Source organism: Fusibacter ferrireducens (assembly GCF_015352425.1).
GTDB lineage: Bacteria > Bacillota > Clostridia > Peptostreptococcales > Acidaminobacteraceae > Fusibacter_A > Fusibacter_A ferrireducens.
Map to the genome: position 1 here is coordinate 118,612 of NZ_JADKNH010000012.1, position 17,728 is coordinate 136,339.

At 40.2% G+C, this 17,728-nt stretch carries 15 protein-coding genes and 1 riboswitch; of the genes, 12 read left to right on the forward strand and 3 right to left on the reverse strand.

The window, feature by feature from the left end; translation table 11 throughout:
* The first annotated feature begins 3 nt into the window (after positions 1–3).
* From mmsB to thiT, 6 genes are all read left to right on the forward strand, one after another.
* Entirely contained in the window at positions 4–1,176 is a 1,173-nt protein-coding gene (gene mmsB / locus ISU02_RS18245) for a multiple monosaccharide ABC transporter permease (RefSeq protein WP_194703280.1), read from the forward strand.
* Between the two features lie 64 nt (positions 1,177–1,240).
* A complete protein-coding gene (locus ISU02_RS18250; RefSeq protein ID WP_194703281.1) occupies positions 1,241–2,848 on the forward strand; it encodes a xylulokinase in 1,608 nt (535 codons plus the stop codon).
* Between the two features lie 77 nt (positions 2,849–2,925).
* On the forward strand, positions 2,926–4,002 hold the full coding sequence (locus ISU02_RS18255; protein ID WP_194703282.1) for a GntR family transcriptional regulator: 1,077 nt from the start codon (positions 2,926–2,928) through the stop codon (positions 4,000–4,002).
* A gap of 157 nt (positions 4,003–4,159) precedes the next feature.
* A complete protein-coding gene (gene araA / locus ISU02_RS18260; protein WP_194703283.1) occupies positions 4,160–5,638 on the forward strand; it encodes an L-arabinose isomerase in 1,479 nt (492 codons plus the stop codon).
* Positions 5,639–5,642: 4 nt separating this feature from the next.
* The gene (locus tag ISU02_RS18265) at positions 5,643–6,338 is read left to right on the forward strand and encodes an L-ribulose-5-phosphate 4-epimerase (protein ID WP_194703284.1); all 696 of its coding nucleotides are present in this window, start codon (positions 5,643–5,645) and stop codon (positions 6,336–6,338) included.
* A 213-nt stretch (positions 6,339–6,551) separates the two neighbouring features.
* Positions 6,552–6,654: riboswitch (TPP riboswitch) on the forward strand.
* 83 nt (positions 6,655–6,737) lie between these two features.
* Complete coding sequence (gene thiT / locus ISU02_RS18270) at positions 6,738–7,268, forward strand: energy-coupled thiamine transporter ThiT (protein ID WP_194703285.1); 531 nt, start codon at positions 6,738–6,740, stop codon at positions 7,266–7,268.
* Positions 7,269–7,441: 173 nt separating this feature from the next.
* On the opposite strand, the gene ISU02_RS18275 is transcribed toward thiT, so the two are convergent.
* Positions 7,442–8,635, reverse strand: coding sequence for a thiolase family protein (locus ISU02_RS18275; protein WP_194703286.1), 1,194 nt, complete (start codon positions 8,633–8,635; stop codon positions 7,442–7,444).
* A 53-nt stretch (positions 8,636–8,688) separates the two neighbouring features.
* On the reverse strand, positions 8,689–9,423 hold the full coding sequence (locus ISU02_RS18280) for an SDR family NAD(P)-dependent oxidoreductase (protein WP_194703287.1): 735 nt from the start codon (positions 9,421–9,423) through the stop codon (positions 8,689–8,691).
* A 236-nt stretch (positions 9,424–9,659) separates the two neighbouring features.
* Between ISU02_RS18280 and ISU02_RS18285 the strand changes: the two genes are divergently transcribed.
* Entirely contained in the window at positions 9,660–10,565 is a 906-nt protein-coding gene (locus ISU02_RS18285; RefSeq protein WP_194703288.1) for a LysR family transcriptional regulator, read from the forward strand.
* Between the two features lie 289 nt (positions 10,566–10,854).
* Here ISU02_RS18285 and ISU02_RS18290 read toward each other — a convergent pair whose 3' ends face one another.
* On the reverse strand, positions 10,855–12,246 hold the full coding sequence (locus ISU02_RS18290; RefSeq protein WP_207736411.1) for a hypothetical protein: 1,392 nt from the start codon (positions 12,244–12,246) through the stop codon (positions 10,855–10,857).
* A 359-nt stretch (positions 12,247–12,605) separates the two neighbouring features.
* Here ISU02_RS18290 and ISU02_RS18295 point away from each other — a divergent pair, with 359 nt between their 5' ends.
* The 5 genes from ISU02_RS18295 (at position 12,606) to ISU02_RS18315 (ending at position 17,709) form a co-directional block, all read left to right on the forward strand.
* On the forward strand, positions 12,606–13,085 hold the full coding sequence (locus ISU02_RS18295; RefSeq protein ID WP_194703290.1) for a MaoC/PaaZ C-terminal domain-containing protein: 480 nt from the start codon (positions 12,606–12,608) through the stop codon (positions 13,083–13,085).
* A 77-nt stretch (positions 13,086–13,162) separates the two neighbouring features.
* The gene (locus ISU02_RS18300) at positions 13,163–14,350 is read left to right on the forward strand and encodes a CaiB/BaiF CoA transferase family protein (RefSeq protein WP_194703291.1); all 1,188 of its coding nucleotides are present in this window, start codon (positions 13,163–13,165) and stop codon (positions 14,348–14,350) included.
* Positions 14,351–14,392: 42 nt separating this feature from the next.
* Positions 14,393–15,172 (forward strand): acyl-CoA dehydratase activase, encoded by a 780-nt coding sequence (locus ISU02_RS18305; protein ID WP_194703292.1) that lies wholly within the window; start codon positions 14,393–14,395, stop codon positions 15,170–15,172.
* 129 nt (positions 15,173–15,301) lie between these two features.
* Positions 15,302–16,570 (forward strand): 2-hydroxyacyl-CoA dehydratase subunit D, encoded by a 1,269-nt coding sequence (locus tag ISU02_RS18310; protein WP_194703293.1) that lies wholly within the window; start codon positions 15,302–15,304, stop codon positions 16,568–16,570.
* Positions 16,570–17,709, forward strand: a complete 1,140-nt coding sequence (locus tag ISU02_RS18315) for a 2-hydroxyacyl-CoA dehydratase subunit D (RefSeq protein WP_194703294.1) — start codon at positions 16,570–16,572, stop codon at positions 17,707–17,709. The genes ISU02_RS18310 and ISU02_RS18315 overlap by 1 nt, the downstream gene beginning before the upstream one ends.
* Positions 17,710–17,728 lie beyond the last annotated feature (19 nt).

Consider the following 17,728-nt stretch of genomic DNA (forward strand, 5'->3'; position numbering starts at 1 on the left):
ACAATGAGCAATAAATTGAGTGCAATGTTTAAAAAAAATATACGCTCGTCTGTTATGATCATAGCTTTGGCTGTCGTCACTATACTCTTCGAATTTTTAACAGGTGGTGTACTTTTAAAACCGCTTAATATATCGAATTTGATTATGCAAAATGCATACATCTTAATCTTGTCAATTGGTATGTTGTTGGCAATTTTAACAGGGGGTAACATTGACCTTTCAGTAGGCTCTGTTGCAGGTTTTGTAGGCGCTATTTCAGCGGTATTGGTAGTAAGCATGGGCATGCCTGTGTTTTGGGCGATTATGATCTCCCTTTTGGTTGGATTGCTTATCGGTATATGGCAAGGCTTTTGGATTGCCTACAGAGGTGTTCCAGCTTTTATCGCCACTTTGGCGGGCATGCTTGTCTTTAGAGGATTAACGCTGGTTATTTTACAAGGAAAGTCTATTGCACCACTTCCAAAAAGCTATTCTTTCCTCGCTTCAGGGTTTATTCCGGATATCTTTGGTGGCACGAATATCAACATATTAGCAGTTGCTATGGGGATCGTAGCTTCATTGATCTATTTGTTTTTTCAAATTAAAAGTCGTGCAGCTAAGAGCAAATATGATTTTGAAGTAACACCAGCATGGTTATTTAATATAAAGAATATCGGCATTATAGCAATCATAAATGCGTTTACATTTGCTTTAGCATCATATAGAGGCATCCCAATGGTATTGGTAATCGTGGTGGTATTGGTGATTGTCTATTCATTTTTCACAATGAAGACCATTCCTGGAAGGCATATTTATGCATTTGGCGGCAATGAAAAGGCTTCCAAATTATCAGGTGTCAATGTTAAAAAGACACTTTTCTGGGTTTATGTCAACATGAGTGTACTTGCTGCATTTGCTGGTATTATTTTCACAGGCAGACTGGGTTCGGCAACACCTAAAGCCGGTGTGAACTTTGAACTGGATGCTATTGCGGCCTGCTTTATCGGTGGCGCTTCCACAACAGGCGGCGTGGGTACTGTGGTAGGTGCTATTGTAGGTGGTCTACTTATGGGTGTTCTCAATAATGGGATGTCTATTTTAGGGGTTTCCATTGACTGGCAACAGGCCATCAAAGGCTTCGTCTTGTTGAGTGCAGTTGCATTTGATGTCTATTCCAAGAGCAAAGTAAAATCGTAAAGAGGCAACAGCGAGGCAAATAAAGGTAAAGTAATAAGGTAAAGAAAGAATAACGAGGTAATGTATGAAAAGAGATGAGGCAAATAAAATGCTTGAATCTGCTTATTTGGGGATAGAGATCGGTTCAACACGAATAAAGGCCGTTCTCATAGACCGAGAATTTGAGATTATAGCTAGTGGCAGTTATTCTTGGGAAAATAAACTTCAAGATGGTTACTGGACGTATGCTTTGGAAGAGGTTTGGCAAGGCATCCAGCAGGCTTATCAGGAAATAAAAACAGCAGTGCTCGAAAAGTATGGCGTCGTTTTGATGAAAATTGGCGGCTTGGGAATCAGTGGCATGATGCATGGTTATTTGACATTTGATCATGACGATCAATTGCTTGTGCCTTTCAGAACTTGGCGAAACAATTTACAGTCAGAGGCATCTAAATCACTGACGGCATTGTTTAACTATCCAATTCCTGAAAGATGGAGCATCGCACATCATTATCAGGCGCTACTCAATGGAGAAGCTCATGTGCATCAGATTACATTTCTGACCACCATTGCAGGTTATATTCATTGGCAGCTCACAGGAGAAAAGGTTGTCGGTATCGGAGAGGCATCAGGGATGTTTCCGATAGATATTGATACAAAGGCATATAATTTAAAAATGCTGGATCAATACAATACGTTGTTGAACGATAAGGGAATTGCGTATACAATAGAGTCTATTTTGCCTAAAACGTTAATGGCAGGTGAAAATGCTGGTGTGTTGACAAAGGCAGGGGCCGCATTGATTGATCCATCAGGTGATCTTGTAGCTGGCATTGCACTTGCACCGCCAGAAGGTGATGCTGGCACAGGTATGGTTGCCACGAATTGTATTTCTAAACGCAAGAGTGTGTTATCGGCAGGAACATCGGTATTTGGCATGGTTGTTTTAGAGCGGGATTTAGCTTCTGTGCACAAGGAGATCGATCAAGTGACCACACCAGCAGGTGATTTGGTTGCAATGGTTCATGCGAATAATTGTTCTTCAGATTTGAATGCTTGGGTGGGGCTTTTCAAAGAAGTTATGGATTTATCCGGTCACGTGATGGATGCGTCAGAGCTCTTTGAAATACTATTCAAGGCCTCGCTTAAAGGTGAGAGTGATTGCGGCGGGTTGCTCACTTATGGTTATTTATCCGGAGAGCACATCACTGGTTTTGAAGTGGGTATGCCACTTTTCTTGAGACATCCGGACAGTCGATTTAATGTGCCTAATTTTATGAGAGCCCAATTATTTTCTGCACTGGGAGCCATTAAAATCGGGTTTGATATTTTGCTTGAAAAAGAACAGATTGTGATAGATGAAGTCCTTGGACACGGAGGTATCTTTAAAACGGAAGGCGTTGCACAACGCTATCTTGCAGCGGCAATTGATACGTCAGTTTCGGTTATGGAGACAGCTGGTGAGGGTGGCCCGTGGGGCATGGCGATTCTCTCGGCGTTTTTAGATCGCAAAGAGAAGTCAGAAACGTTAGAGGTATTTTTAGCACAACACGTTTTTAAAAACTCTGCAAAGCAATCAATTGCTCCAGATAAAAGTGAAGTTGAAGGATTTGCAGTATATATGAAACAATATAAAGCTGGACTTGTGGTTGAAAAAGAGGCTGTGACACAATTGTATGCAAGCAATCGATGATAGTCATCAAAATGATTTTATGTTACAATGATCTAGTGTTGGAATATAGATGAATAGCTGATAGTAAGGAGTACACTTTGGCAACGTTAAAGTATCAACAGGTAAAAAAATATATTATTGACTTTATGCAAGCAGAGCATCTTAAATACGGTGATCCAATTCCCACAGAAAGCGAACTGATGAAAAGGTTTGACGTCAGTCGGCACACGGTTCGGCGTGCTCTGAGTGATTTGGTTAATGAAGGATGGCTGTACACCATGCAGGGGAGTGGCACTTATGTCTCAGATCCCAATGCGGATATGAACATCAGTGGCAAGATGGTGGGCATTATCACAACCTATTTTAGAGATTATATTTTCCCAGACATTATTTCTGGCATGGATGATGTTTTTTCTGAAGAGGGCTATAGCCTACTTCTTGGAACAACAAAGAACAACAGCACCAGAGAACGGGTTGTACTGAATAATATGTTAAATAACCAACTTGCAGGCCTTATTGTGGAACCCTCTAAAAGTGTTTACCCCAATCAAAATATTCAGCTGTATAGAAAGTTCATAAATCGTGGTATACCGGTATTGTTCATTCATGCTACCTATCGAGCACTTGAAACTTCTTATGTGATTCAAGATGATGAATATGCTGGATACATTGTAACTAAACATTTAATTGACTTAGGCCATAAATATATTTTAGGTATTTTTAAACAAGATGATATGCAGGGACATGGTCGCTATCAAGGCTATCAAAATGCGCTTGAAGAAGCCGGGATAAATACAGGTGATGATCTCGTCCAGTGGTTTACAACTGAAGGGAGCCGTAAAGTGGCTTCAGAAGAAAATATAAAAGCTTGGCTAGATGAAAATGAAAAGGTAACAGCTTTTGTATGTTATAACGACAAGTTGGCGGTAAATGTATTGAATTCACTTATGGCATTGGGTTATTCTGTGCCTCAGGATTATTCCATTGTCAGTTTTGATAATTCAAAACGGGCGAATACAATGGTCACAAAATTGACAAGTGTTGCACATCCAAAGGCAGAGCTCGGTGAGAAAGCAGCACATCTTTTAATTGAACTGATGAAAAATCCGAATCAGATCTTCGAAGAAGTCATGAAACCAGAGCTTGTCATAGGAGATTCAACACGTAAAATATGATCCACAAATGTAACCTATAAATATAATGTGTAAATATAACTCGAAAATGCAACTTAGAAACAAAATGGTTTTACAGGACATCTTAGATGTCCAAAAAAACACTTTAATTTGTACGTATAAAATATATATAAACATCTGCACATATAGGAGGCAAAAAATGATAAAAAAACATTATGAATTTTGGTTTATAACAGGAAGTCAATATTTATATGGCGAAGAGGCTTTAAGGCATGTTGAAGAAGATTCAAGAGCAATTGCAGACTACTTAAAGCAAAATGGGGGCTTTGCGTATCCAATTGAATTTAAAGCGGTTTTAAAAACAGCGGATGAAATTACGGATTTAATTGATGCAGCCAATACAGATAAAAACTGTGCGGGTTTAATCGGATGGATGCACACGTTTTCACCTGCAAAAATGTGGATTAAAGGCCTTTCTAAACTCAATAAGCCTTTCGTACAACTGCATACGCAATATCACAAGGAAATTCCATGGGATACCATTGATATGGACTTTATGAATCTCAATCAGACGGCACATGGTGGCAGAGAGTTTGGTTTTATCAATACCCGATTGAGAATGCCAAGGAAGATTATTGTGGGTCATTATCAGGCGGACTCAACTTTGCAGGAATTAGGTCGCTTCCTCAATGTGGCAGTTGCAATCAATGAAAGCCGCTGTTTAAAAGTGGCACGATTTGGTGATAATATGAGAGATGTGGCTGTAACAGAGGGCGATAAAGTTGAAGCTGAAATCAAAATGGGATGGTCTGTAAATGGATTTGCCATGGGTGATTTGGTAAAAGTGGTGAATTCAATTCCAGAAGAAGCGGTTGACCAGTTGATGGCAGAATATCAAACGATGTATGAAATTCCAGATCAATCACCTGAATCGATGGCTTCCATCAGAGTTCAAGCTCGAATCGAACTTGGAATTGAAAAGTTTTTAGTGGATGGTGGCTTTAGTGCCTTTACAACAACTTTTGAAGATCTATACGGTTTAAGTCAGTTGCCGGGATTAGCGGTACAAAGGCTCATGGCTAAAGGTTATGGGTTCGGAGCAGAAGGTGACTGGAAAACGGCGGCGCTTCTGAGATTAATGAAGATCATGGACAACAGCGGCACCTCTTTCATGGAAGACTATACGTACCACCTAGATCCTGAAAATAAGATGGTCTTAGGGGCGCATATGCTTGAAGTTTGTCCAACCATTGCAAAAGATAAGCCTTCAATTATAGTAAAACAGCTCAGCATTGGCGGCAAAGAAGATCCTGCGCGCATGATTTTCACAGCGAGATCGGGTCCTGCTTTAAATGCTTCGCTGATTGATATGGGCGGGAGAATGCGATTAATCGTCAACACGGTTGAAGCAGTGGACGCAATCCATGAAATGCCCGAGTTACCTGTGGCAAAAGCGCTTTGGAAACCATATCCTAATTTCGAAGATGGTGTTAAAGGCTGGATTTTAGCAGGTGGCGCACATCATACGGTCTTTTCATATACTGTGACAAAAGAAGATCTTATGGATTTTGCTGAATTTATGGACCTTGAATTTGTAGTCATCGATGAAAATACAAACATAACTGATTTTAAACAGATGCTGATGATGAATGATGTCATATGGCATTTAAAGAGGTAATAAAATGTTAGAAGCTTTAAAAAAACGCGTGTACGATGCCAACATGGCATTGGTTAAATATAATTTAATCATTTTCACATGGGGTAATGTCTCTGAGTATGACGTGGAAACGGGTTTGGTGGGGATTAAGCCAAGTGGTGTAGCCTATGACCAGCTAAAACCAGAAGACATCGTTTTGGTCAATCTAGAGGGAGAAGTTGTGGAAGGGCACTATAAACCTTCCTCTGACACACCTACACATGTTGAAATATACAAGCACTTTAAATCGGTTAGAGGTGTTGTGCATACGCACTCACCTTGGGCCACCAGTTTCGCTCAGGCTAGAAAACCCATTAAAGCGCTTGGAACAACACATGCAGACTACTTCTATGGTGATATTCCCTGCACGAGACCTATGACAGCTGCAGAAATTGCAGACGAATATGAAAAAAACACGGGAAAAGTCATTGTAGAAACTTTTGAGGCCATTGATCCCAATGAAATTCCCGGTGTCTTAGTCAATGAACATGGTCCTTTCGCATGGGGGAAATCTCCTGAAGATGCTGTTCACAATGCCGTGGTTATGGAAGAGGTTGCTAAAATGGCCTACAGAACGCAAATGCTTTTGGCGAGCGAGATGAACAGTACTCTACAAAAGGAGTTGCTGGACAAGCATTTCTTAAGAAAACACGGCAAGAATGCCTATTACGGACAGAAATAGCACAGGGTAAACAAAGAGCAAACACATAGGACAGATCAATGAAAAAAGTGTTCAGTTAACAGGAAATAAATAAAAAAAACAGCCTATGAAAAGCGTTCGAAAAAGAAGCTCATTTCATGGGCTGTTGCTATTTTAATACAATATCATTTGTGAAATAGAATTTGAATCTTTCACGATTCTATGATAAACTGTGAGAGTAAAAATAAAATATAAAGATTCACCTAGGGGTGCCTTTGGCTGAGAGCGTCGTTTGATACGTAACCCTTTGAACCTGAACTAGATAAAACTAGCGGAGGAAAGTGTGGAAAAACGAGTTTTAGACCATACGCTTATCTGCGTAGGGTCTTTTTTATTATTTGTTTTGTTCCACCATTTTGAGTCGGAAATGGAGGCTGTATTATGGAAAGAAATTCAAGTGTCAAAGTAAAAATGCTCGTGGAAGGGGCAATGATGATTGCCATTGCCACTGTTTTGAGCTTCATAAAAGTTTGGGAAATGCCTTATGGCGGCTCCGTAACGGCGGGTAGTATGGTGCCGATTCTAATCTATGCTTATAGGTGGGGTGGCGCGCAAGGTATTTTAGCAGGTGCTGTCTATGGTATTATTCAATTTATGATAGAACCTTTCGCAGCACACCCGATCTCAGTTTTATTAGACTATCCAATTGCGTTTGGCGTACTTGGCATCATGGGCTTTGTGGCCCACAAGAGCAAAGATATTAAAAGGATATTCTTGGGTGTGATCGTTGCCATTTTGGGTAGATTCATAGCCCATTTCCTATCCGGTGTGATTTTCTTTGCGACGTTTGCCCCAGACGGGATGTCGCCAGCACTTTACTCGGTGGAATACAATGCATCCTATCTTGTACCGGAAATGGTTATTTCAATGGTCGTATTTACACTGCTCTATAAGCAACTTAACAAGATATAGGCCAGTAGGTTCTACTTGAAAAAAGTATAGTATTTTTTAACTCATGAAGGGTGTATCTACCCTAAAAGCTCAAGAGTCCCCGGCGTTGCCTGTGGATTGAGCTTTTAGGGTAGATACACCCTTGTTGTTTTAGGACGATTGAATTGTTGAGACTCACTCAAATGGGAAACGCATCAGTCAGCTTTTTCAAAGGCCATAGCCATTCCGAGCCCTCCTGCAATGCAAATGGAAGCCATACCATAACGGAGATCTCTTTTTTGCATTTCATGAAGCAAGGTTGACGTTATTCTCGCTCCCGAGCATCCCAGTGGATGTCCTAGGGCAATAGCGCCACCGTTAACGTTTACAATATCTGGATTTATTTCAAGTGCTTTTATGCATGCCACAGATTGTGAGGCAAATGCTTCGTTGATTTCAAAAAGATCAAAATCATCCAAGGATAGAGCAAGTTTTTTTAGAAGCTTATGCGTTGCCGCTACAGGGCCCATCCCCATGATCCGCGGATCTACCCCTGCTGCAGTGCCTCCTATAATTTTAGCAAGGGGTTTAAGACCTAATGCTTTTGCCTTATCAGCAGTCATAAGAATGAGGGCGGAAGCACCATCATTTCGACCAGAGGCATTTCCAGCAGTGACAAACCCTTCTTTAAAGATAGGCTTTAGACGCGCTAATTTTTCTATACTGGTGTTTCTCCTTGGATACTCATCTGTATTAAAGAGAAGAGGTTCTCCTTTTCTTTGAGGTATCTCCACAGGAATAATTTCATCTTCAAATCGGCCACTATCTATAGCTGAAATTGCTTTCAATTGACTTGAAAAGGCAAATTCATCTTGTGCCTCACGGCTGATCCCGTATTGCCTTGCCACATTATCTGCAGTTTGAATCATATTAAATTCACCATAGATGTCTTTAGGCTGACTTTTGGGTTGGCTTTCAGTATTTGGATCTACAAATGTGGTTGTGCCATTGCCAACGCCGAATCGGGCATTTCTGACATAAAAGGGTGCTGTGCTCATGCTTTCCACGCCACCGCAGAGTATGATCTCTGAGTCGCCACAAAGTATTTGCTGGTAGCCGTTGAGGATAGCTTGCATACCCGATGCACATTGACGATGGACCGTATAAGCCGGTGTTATTTCTGGAATTCTAGCCGCTAAGGCTGATACTCTTGCTATGTTTGGGGCGTCTGTTGTTTGCTTTGCCTGCCCTGCTATAACTTCATCAATTAAGTTCACATCTAATCCAATCCGATTTATAGCACCAAGCATTGCGTACTCTAAAAGTGCTTCAGGCAATATCTCTTTAAAAGTACCACCGATACTGCCAATAGGGGTTCTTACCGCGGATACTACGACGATATCTTTCATATAGTCACATCCTTATCAAAGTATATTGTGTTCATATTAGATTTAGTTTAGATTTAGTTAAAGCCACCATCAATGGTGATGGTTTGTGCCGTGATATAGCTGGATTCGTCAGAGGCTAAAAATACCAGAAGCTTACCAGCTTCTTCAGGGGTGCCATATCTTCTGAGTGGGATTGAAGCCAATTTTTTTTGCTTGATTTCTTCGGGAACTGCTTTGTACATATCTGTCATGATAGATCCCGGTGCAATGGCATTGACTGTGATGCCATATTTACCCAACTCTTTAGCCATAACACGGGTCATGCCCATTATAGCGGCCTTTGTGGCAGCATAGTTGGCTTGACCAAAGTTCCCATTGTAAGCAGAGACGGAAGAAGTGTGCACTATTTTCCCATATTGTTGTGTCATCATAGAAGGCAAAACTGCTTTTGAGAAGAAATAGGTGCCTTTGAGGTTAACGTCGAGCACTTTTTCAAATTGATCGTCGGACATTTTATAAAATTGTGCATCTGAAGTGATGCCAGCATTGTTGATTAAAATGTCAATTCTTCCAAACTCATTTTTAACTTGTTCAACCATCGTTAAAATTTGGTTTTTGTTGGAGATATCCACTGAATAACCTCGGCATGTCCCGAATTGAGATAACATTTCAGTTGTTGTTTTAACTTTCTCAGAATGAATATCACAGATGTTGACAATGGCACCTTCTTCTAAAAATACTTTTGCAGTTGCATAGCCGATACCGGATGCAGCACCGGTCACTATGGCAATTTTGTTTTTAAGTTTCATAATTTTCGCCTCACAATCTCATCGTTTTTTCATGATAATTTTAGAAGCCGTCGCATGTTTTCATGGCTTTATTATATTCGGGATTGTTCAGAATAAAAATTACATAATAAAAGCGGTATTATTAACTAAAAAGCTAATGATATTGACATTGAATAGAGTTTTAACTATGATTAAGATAATTATTTAACAAAATAATGAATTAGATTTTGGCATTATTTGAATTGGGGGATGATATTATGAAAATGCTTCAACTTTGCTATTTTAAAGCTTTGGCAGAGAACGAACATCTGACGAATACAGCTAAAGCACTTTATATTTCGCCGCCTGCTTTAAGTGCCGTAGTTGCACGACTAGAGGAAGAAATTGGCGTCCCTCTTTTTGATCGAGTGGGGAGAAATATTAAGCTTAATGAGAATGGAAAAATATTTTACAAATGTGTTGACTCGGTTCTTTCAACTCTTGAAAATACGTGTTTGGAACTGAAGAAGAACAATTCTGAAGACAAGAATAGCGTGAATGTTGCAGTGTCTGCATTGACACTTTGGACAGATTCTATGGCGTCATTTTTTTATATTCATCCAGAGATCAATATCAGTCATGCCGCTTTAAAACTGGATAAGCTTCAGGACGCTAACTATAACAATCAATTTGATTTTATCATTACCGATCTTCGAGATTTACCGAGGAACGAATGGGAGCATATCGTAATCATTCCAGATGATAGACCCGTGTTGGTGGTGAATCCTGAGCATCCCTTTGCCCAAAAGAAGCATATTTCACTAATTGAAGCAAAAGATGAACCGTTTGTAGCCCTGACCAAAGGCTATTCTTCCAGACGCTATTTTGATGAAATGTTTGAACTGGCAGGGTTTAAACCGAAGATTGTATCAGAAAGCGATTATCCTCTGCGATCACAGATGATTGAAAAGGGGTATGGGATTACCATTTCCACCATAACGGGCATTCAGGCTGCAATTCTGAAAGGTTTTTCTTTTATTGAGATAGACTCACCTGCAAATGTGAGAACGCAAACCATATTTTGGAAAAAAGGAAGAAAATTATCAAATGCAGCATTAATTTTTCGAGATTATATGATCGATTACCATAAAGAGCATAATATATTATACCCCAACAACATTTGAGCTATCCCTCGATGTCTCAAAACGATTTTCGCTGACGATTTTCCCAGTGGATGTCTAAGAGAAAATCTTTTGGCTCAAATCGTGTTGTTTTGATCATTGTCCGTCAAAATCTTGTTTTGATGAACACGTTTTTATCCAACGAATTAGAGCAAATTGAAAACTTCTGCCTTTAAGCTGGAAGAAATCAAATGCTTAAAAAAAAGAACTGTAACAGATTACATTTGATCTATTACAGTTCTTTTTTTTGTTGTGAGACTATGTTCACCAGATTGGCAGAACGTTTGACACGCTAAAATATTGAGAAGCATGTATTTAAAGTGCCTATGAGCACACTGAAAACCAAGACGATTATAAAGCCAAATATACCGTTTAAGCCAAGAGAGACTTCAAAAGAGGTTTTTCCAGAATAATTAGCACCCAATAAAGAGGTTGCTGAAAAGGGTGAAAGCATAATTGCCAACAACCAGCCTGTGATAACGGTGAGGGCGAAGGTAAAGACGGAAAGCCCAATTGCGGAAGGAACAATGATCGTGGCAATAGCAGTCCCGGTTACAACCGCGTGAATCCCAATGAGCGAGGGTAATATAATGGCCAGTATGATGGCCATGCACATCCAGATGGGATATGCCGTTAACCAGTGAGGTGTAAGTGTTTTAACCAGATCATTAATGCCGTAATTTTGTAGTGCTATGCCCAGAAAACCAGCAGCAGTGAACATAGAAACCTGTCCATGAATTCTGTTGAGAGAGACCTTGTAGTATGTTTTCATGCCTTGTTTGTATGCTTTTGCATATCTTTGAATTAGAGCACAAGCGATTGGAAAGAGCACGGCAATGATTGAGATGATCATCAAGAGATTCCAATCCGTAAACAGATTCATTAGGATGATTGATAGAATGAGTGAAACGGTCAATGTCAACATAATTCTAATCTTTTTCCAATCAACGATAAGCGTTTTGTCGAGCACAAGCGGATGAAACACATGTGATTTGGACCTTGATTTGAGGGCCAATAATGCGAGTGCAATGGCGGCATAGATCAAAGAGAAGACGATGCCAATAGGAATGAGTTGAATCCACGGTATATGAGTTGCAGTAGTAACGGTTAGCATGGATGCCCAAGCAGGGGACCAAAATCCAGAGGCGCAATAAGCACAGAGCACTGTTCCCAAAAAAGCATCTTCGGCTTTGTATAGACGTGCAAGTGGAATCATTAAATCGTATATGATGGTTATGGCACCTATGCTTAAGATAACCCCAAGGATATGTGTGCAAAAAAAGACCAAGGCACAGAACGTGATGGGATTGGAGATCCTACTCTTGACGATGGAAACCAGTTCATCTTGGTAGCGGTCATAATAGAATGGTATTGAGATCATAGGCGTACAGATAAACAGCGTGACGAGATTGGCACTTTGTGTAATGGCTTTTATCCAGATCTGGAGCGGTGCATTGGCGCCCCACAAGAGTGCCATGCCAATGCCTAAAAGGCCTCCAACGGATAAGAGGCTTGTCTTAGGGAGCGTGGGAATGGATTTGCACAGAATGAGTATTAAAAGAATACAGGTTATGTAAGACAAGATCGGATTGTTAACGAAACAGTTTATTAAATAGAGAATTGCAAAAGCAATAGAGATGACGCGATAGGCATGATCCCAAGTTGTCAAAGTGTGGTTCCCCATAATTTTAGAGTCCTTTCAAGGTTATAGATTTTCTTAAGGTAGAGCCTCCATGTTTGTCTCTGGATGCTTAGCGGAGGCCGCTTTTTTTAATATAGCATATTCACAGCCGATTCTAAAGGCAATCTCATTTTGTCATCGTTATCATTTGACGCCATAACCGTTAATTTCTAAATGAACAATAACAGTAGAGCATTTAGGTCTATGGGATTTATTAATATTTTAATTAACAATAGAGAATTTTTTATGTAATATACTTTGACTGAATATTCAGATAATGTGTAAGTAATCAACAGCATGCTTGTATGATCAAACGTAAAAGTCTAATGTAAATAAATCGTATAGAAAGGGAGGTGATCCGTATGTCAGATAAGTTCTTGGAAAAAAAATACTTTGAAGATATGCAAATAGGGGATCAGGTAATTTCTGTTGGACGCACGATTACAGAGGCAGATATTGTGAATTTTGCAGGTCTTTCAGGAGATTACAATACGCTGCATACAGATGCAGAATTTGCAAGGCAGTCAATTGCAGGAGAACGCATTGCACATGGTATGTTGCCCTATGTCATTGCTTCTGGTCTCTTCACAAGAACCGCCTATAATTTATCCGTTATGGATGCATTGACGGCATTTGTTGAAATTCGTTCTTGGAAGTTCCTAAAGCCTGTTCTCATTGGAGACACCATAAGAGTGCTGGTGGAACTCGTGGAAAAGCTGGACAGTAAGCCAGAGAGTAAAAACGGCAAAGTGGTTTTTAGAAGAACGGTATTAAACCAAAAGGATGAGGTCGTCCAAAGGGGTGAATGGGTTATGCTCTATAAAAAGAGAAGCATGCTCTAAATCTGAACATAGATTAAATTGGAAGCTATAGCGTCGCATGTTATCGTGAAATTTAATTTGATGAAAGGATTAATAAAATGGCTAAACAAGCTTTGGAAGGACTTAAAGTAGTGGAGGTCGGGAATATCTTGGCTGGACCTTGGTGTGGCACAATGATGGCGGACTTTGGTGCAGAGGTCATTAAAGTTGAACCGCCTGTACAAGGGGATTTAATTCGAAATATGGGAAGAATTAAAGACCTCTGGTATTGTGTTGAAGGTAGAAATAAAAAGAATATCACCTTAAATTTGAAAAGTGAAAGAGGCAAGACGCTTCTCATCGAGCTTTTGAAGGACGCCGATATTCTCATCGAGAATTTTAGACCAGGCGTATTTGAACGCATGGGCTTTACTTGGGAGAGGCTTCAGGAGATCAATCCAAGATTGGTATACGTTTGTTCATCAGGTTATGGACAGACAGGGCCAAATGCGAAAAAACCTGGATTTGATAGAATCGGTCTTGCGCTTGGGGGCTTCCTTGAGGTCACAGGAGAAGCAGATGGAGCACCTATTAAACCGGGTATTTCAGCAGCAGATTTTTATACGGCTTTGTTTGCTTGTGTTGGCGCTATGTTTGCAATCTATAATAGAGATGTTGTAGGCAGTGGCAGAGGACAGAGAGTAGATTGCTGTTTAACGGAGTCCGTTTTAAGACTTCAAGAATCCATTATTGCCGAATACAGTTATGATGGCAGTATTCGAACCAGAATTGGTAATGGGACCTTTGTCACCATTCCTTCAGGCCATTTTTTAACAGCGGATGACAAATGGATCGTTTTATCCGTCTCTGGGGATAAGCTTTTTCACAAATGGGCAGAGATAGTGGGCAGAACGGATATGATTGAAGATGACAAATACAATACGCCAGAGGGCAGACAGTGCAATCGTGAAGAAATTAATCAGATTGCAGAGGCGTGGATCAAACAACATACAGCAGATGAGTGTCTTGAAAAATTTGGTTCAGAAATTCCTTGTGCAAAAGTATACAATGTTGAAGATATATTAAAGGACCCACATTTTAAGGCAAGAGATGCCATTGTCGATGTGGCCACGGAAAACTTTGGAACGCTCAAAATGCAAAATGCAACGCCTAAAATGTCTGCTACGCCAGGAGAAATCAAGTGGGCTGGAGCACCTATAGGAAAATTTACCGATGAAATCTTAAAAGAAAGATTGGGTCTCTCAGATTCTGAGGTCGAAGTACTTCAGCAAGAGGGCGTTATATAAAAAGTTGCTTATACAGCGCAAAGAGTATTGGAGGATTGCCTAATGTATGTTTTGGGAATTGATATTGGCTCTACCGCAAGTAAAGCCGTTGCGATGACAATGGATAAAAAGATATATGCCAAGGCCGTTGTGTCACACGGTACTGGTGCAATTGGCCCAAAGCAGGTCTATGAAAAAATTCTGTCAGAAAGTAAACTTGAAAAAAGTGAACTTAAGAGAATTCTTGTCACGGGATATGGCAGATTTGTATTTGATGATGCCGATAGTCAAAAGAGTGAGATCAGCTGTCATGCCAAAGGGGTACTTTATTTGTCACCTGATGTTCGAACAATTATTGACATTGGAGGACAAGACGTCAAAGCGATTCTTTTAAATGATAAGGGTATGATTACTAATTTTGTTATGAATGATAAATGTGCCGCGGGTACGGGTCGATTCCTAGATAATATGGCTAAGGTCTTAAATGTTAAAACGCATGAGCTTGGGGCCCTTTCAGAGCACGCCACTGAAGTTGTAAACATTAGCAATACTTGCACAGTGTTTGCAGAATCTGAAGTGATATCTCAGCTCTCAAAGAATGTGAGCGTTGAAAATCTAATTGCAGGGATTCACCAGTCTGTTGCCAAAAGGGTTTCGTCATTGGTCTACAGAAATGGCATTGTAAAAGAGGTTGCTTTAAGTGGTGGCGTGGCACTTAATAAAGGTGTGGTTAAAGCCCTAAGCGAAGCACTTAAGCTTGAAATCATTGTCCATGAAGATTGCCAATTTTCTGGGGCATTGGGTGCGGCCTTGTTTGCCTTGGAAGAGATTGGACAGAAATAAGACCATTGAATGGAATGGCTGAATAAAGTCGCTGAATGAAGTCAATGAATAGACTCATTAAATAAAGCTATTGAATAAGGTCACTGACGAGAGCAACAATTTGAAGTGAGTTAGAGAGGAGTTGGATAGGTGAGTGAAGTAAAAGAGGTTAAACCAAAACGAGAATTGCCACTGTCTCGGATTATGGTTAATGAACAAACTGCACAAGTTTATGCAGAGGCATGGGCAGCTTCAGAAAAAGGCGAGCCCATAGGATGGTCAACGGCTATATTCCCTCAGGAACTCTGTGAAACCTTTGGTGTGCCATTGGTATATCCTGAGAACAACGCCGCTTCCATTTCTGCTAAGAAGCTAGGGGAACCGTTTATAGAGCATGCCGAAGGACATATGAGGTACCCGATAAATATTTGTTCTTATGCAAGGCTTAATCTAGGCATGGCTGACAAAATCATTGAGCCAGGATGGGAAAAGGTAGAACCTGCAATGCCGGTACCTACATTTTTATGTCTTGCCAATAACAGCTGTACTCAATTGATGAAATGGTATGAGAATTTATCGAGAAATTTAAATATACCGATTTTTTTTATGGACTGCTTATACAATTATGATGAAGAAGAGCCTGCACCCCATAAAATCAAGTATTTAAAAAAACAGCTAGAAAATAATATTAAGAAAATGGAAGTGCTTTTTAATAAGAAATTTGATTGGGATAAATTTTTAGAAGTACAGAAGAGATCTCAAATCAACAGAAAGCTCTTTAATGAAATCGTTGCATTAAACGCTAGAAAGCCTTCCCCAATGAATGGATTTGACTTGTTTAACTACATGTCTTGTCTGGTACTCTGTAGAGGGAAGGCATCAACCACCAGAATTTTTGAACAGCTCAAAAGAGAAATTGAAGCACATATTCAAAATGGCACATCCACCTATGGGTCAACTCCAGAAGCTTATCGCGTGCATTGGGAGGGCATTGCATGCTGGCCCAATCTGGGTTTCAATTTGAAAACCCTTAGAAAATATGGTGTCAACTGTGTTATGAATGGTTATGTAACTGCATGGGATGTCGCTTACGAACCCGGAGATTTAGAGGGTATGGCTAAAGCCTATCAGTGCTCATCTACCAACAGTTTTAGTACATCCAGCATTATGGATATGAGAACTAAGTCCATTGAGGCATTCGGCTGTGAAGGCATGCTTTGCCATGTGAATAGAAGTTGCAAACTCATGACATTTCACATCTTTGTTGGTAGAGATATGATTGAAGAAAAGGCTAAAATCCCATCCACTAATTTCGATGGGGATCAATCCGATACGAGAGTATTTAGTGAAGCCCAATTTGAAACGAGATTACAAGGACTTGTGGAAATCATGAAGGCGAATAAGGAGGCTGAACTCTAATGAAGAAGATAGAGACCCTATTAGATCGATTCGCATTTGTTGCAAACAAGCCAAGTGCTGTAATGAAGGTGTATTTAGAAGAGGGTAAGAAGATAGTGGGCTGTTTTCCGGTATATACCCCTCAACCGTTGATCACTGCTTCTGGCATGATTCCCATGGGGATTTGGGGTGGACAGATCACACCAACTGTGGCTGGCAAATATAATCCTATATTTACTTGTTCTATCATGAGATCGTGTTTGGAGTATGGGATGACTGGTGTCTACAAAGGCATGAGTGCTGTTATGATGCCAATGCTATGTGATACTTTTAGAGGTATGAGCTCAAGTTGGAGAGCTGGTGTCAAGGAAATACCTTTAATTGCCTTTATTCATCCTCAAAATAGGTTGGACTCTGGCGCACTTGATTTTATGATTGAAGAATACAAGAGCGTACTAAAACGGCTGGAGGCACTATCAGGTGTTCAAGTAACCAATGCCTCATTGAATGCGGCGATAGATTTATATAATAGAAAAAATGCAGTCATGCAAACCTTCAATGAAGTTGCTAATGACCATCTTGATATTATCACGCCAACAGTGCGGCATCATGTTATGAAGAGTGCCACATTTTTAGAAGTTTCAGAAACCATTCAATTGGTAGGAGAGCTCATAGCCTTATTAAAAGCTCAACCGATACACAAGTGGACTGGTCATAAACTGATACTCACGGGTATTACAGCGGAGCCCGAAGCGCTTTTGAGCTTATTTGAAGAAAACAAGATTGCAGTTGTTGGAGATGATCTTGCTCAGGAATCCAGACAATATCGGACAGCGTATCCGGCTGGAGAGATGGCGTTCGAACGACTTGCCTCACAATGGTTAAACATAAAAGGGTGTTCCATGGCATATGAGGAAGATTCTCAATCTAGGGGGAAAATGCTTGTGGATATGGCAAAAAAACAGGATGCAGATTGTATTGCCGTTTGCCTTATGCGGTTCTGTGATGTTGAGGAATATGATTATCCCTATATTTCTAAGGCTACAGAAAATGCGGGGTTGTACAGCTTATGCTTAGAAATCGATCAAAGTACTCAAGACAATGGGCAATCCAGAACAAAAATTCAAAGTTATGCTGAAATGGCAGCATCATTAGTCTAAGTTATAGGGGGGATTTTAT

Coding starts and splice junctions, on each gene's coding strand:
- mmsB (WP_194703280.1), top strand. CDS start 4: ATGAGCAATAAATTGAGTGCAATGTTTAAAAAAAATATACGCTCGTCT.
- ISU02_RS18250 (WP_194703281.1), top strand. CDS start 1,241: ATGAAAAGAGATGAGGCAAATAAAATGCTTGAATCTGCTTATTTGGGG.
- araA (WP_194703283.1), top strand. CDS start 4,160: ATGATAAAAAAACATTATGAATTTTGGTTTATAACAGGAAGTCAATAT.
- ISU02_RS18265 (WP_194703284.1), top strand. CDS start 5,643: ATGTTAGAAGCTTTAAAAAAACGCGTGTACGATGCCAACATGGCATTG.
- thiT (WP_194703285.1), top strand. CDS start 6,738: ATGGAAAGAAATTCAAGTGTCAAAGTAAAAATGCTCGTGGAAGGGGCA.
- ISU02_RS18275 (WP_194703286.1), bottom strand. CDS start 8,635: ATGAAAGATATCGTCGTAGTATCCGCGGTAAGAACCCCTATTGGCAGT.
- ISU02_RS18280 (WP_194703287.1), bottom strand. CDS start 9,423: ATGAAACTTAAAAACAAAATTGCCATAGTGACCGGTGCTGCATCCGGT.
- ISU02_RS18285 (WP_194703288.1), top strand. CDS start 9,660: ATGAAAATGCTTCAACTTTGCTATTTTAAAGCTTTGGCAGAGAACGAA.
- ISU02_RS18290 (WP_207736411.1), bottom strand. CDS start 12,246: ATGGGGAACCACACTTTGACAACTTGGGATCATGCCTATCGCGTCATC.
- ISU02_RS18295 (WP_194703290.1), top strand. CDS start 12,606: ATGTCAGATAAGTTCTTGGAAAAAAAATACTTTGAAGATATGCAAATA.
- ISU02_RS18300 (WP_194703291.1), top strand. CDS start 13,163: ATGGCTAAACAAGCTTTGGAAGGACTTAAAGTAGTGGAGGTCGGGAAT.
- ISU02_RS18305 (WP_194703292.1), top strand. CDS start 14,393: ATGTATGTTTTGGGAATTGATATTGGCTCTACCGCAAGTAAAGCCGTT.
- ISU02_RS18315 (WP_194703294.1), top strand. CDS start 16,570: ATGAAGAAGATAGAGACCCTATTAGATCGATTCGCATTTGTTGCAAAC.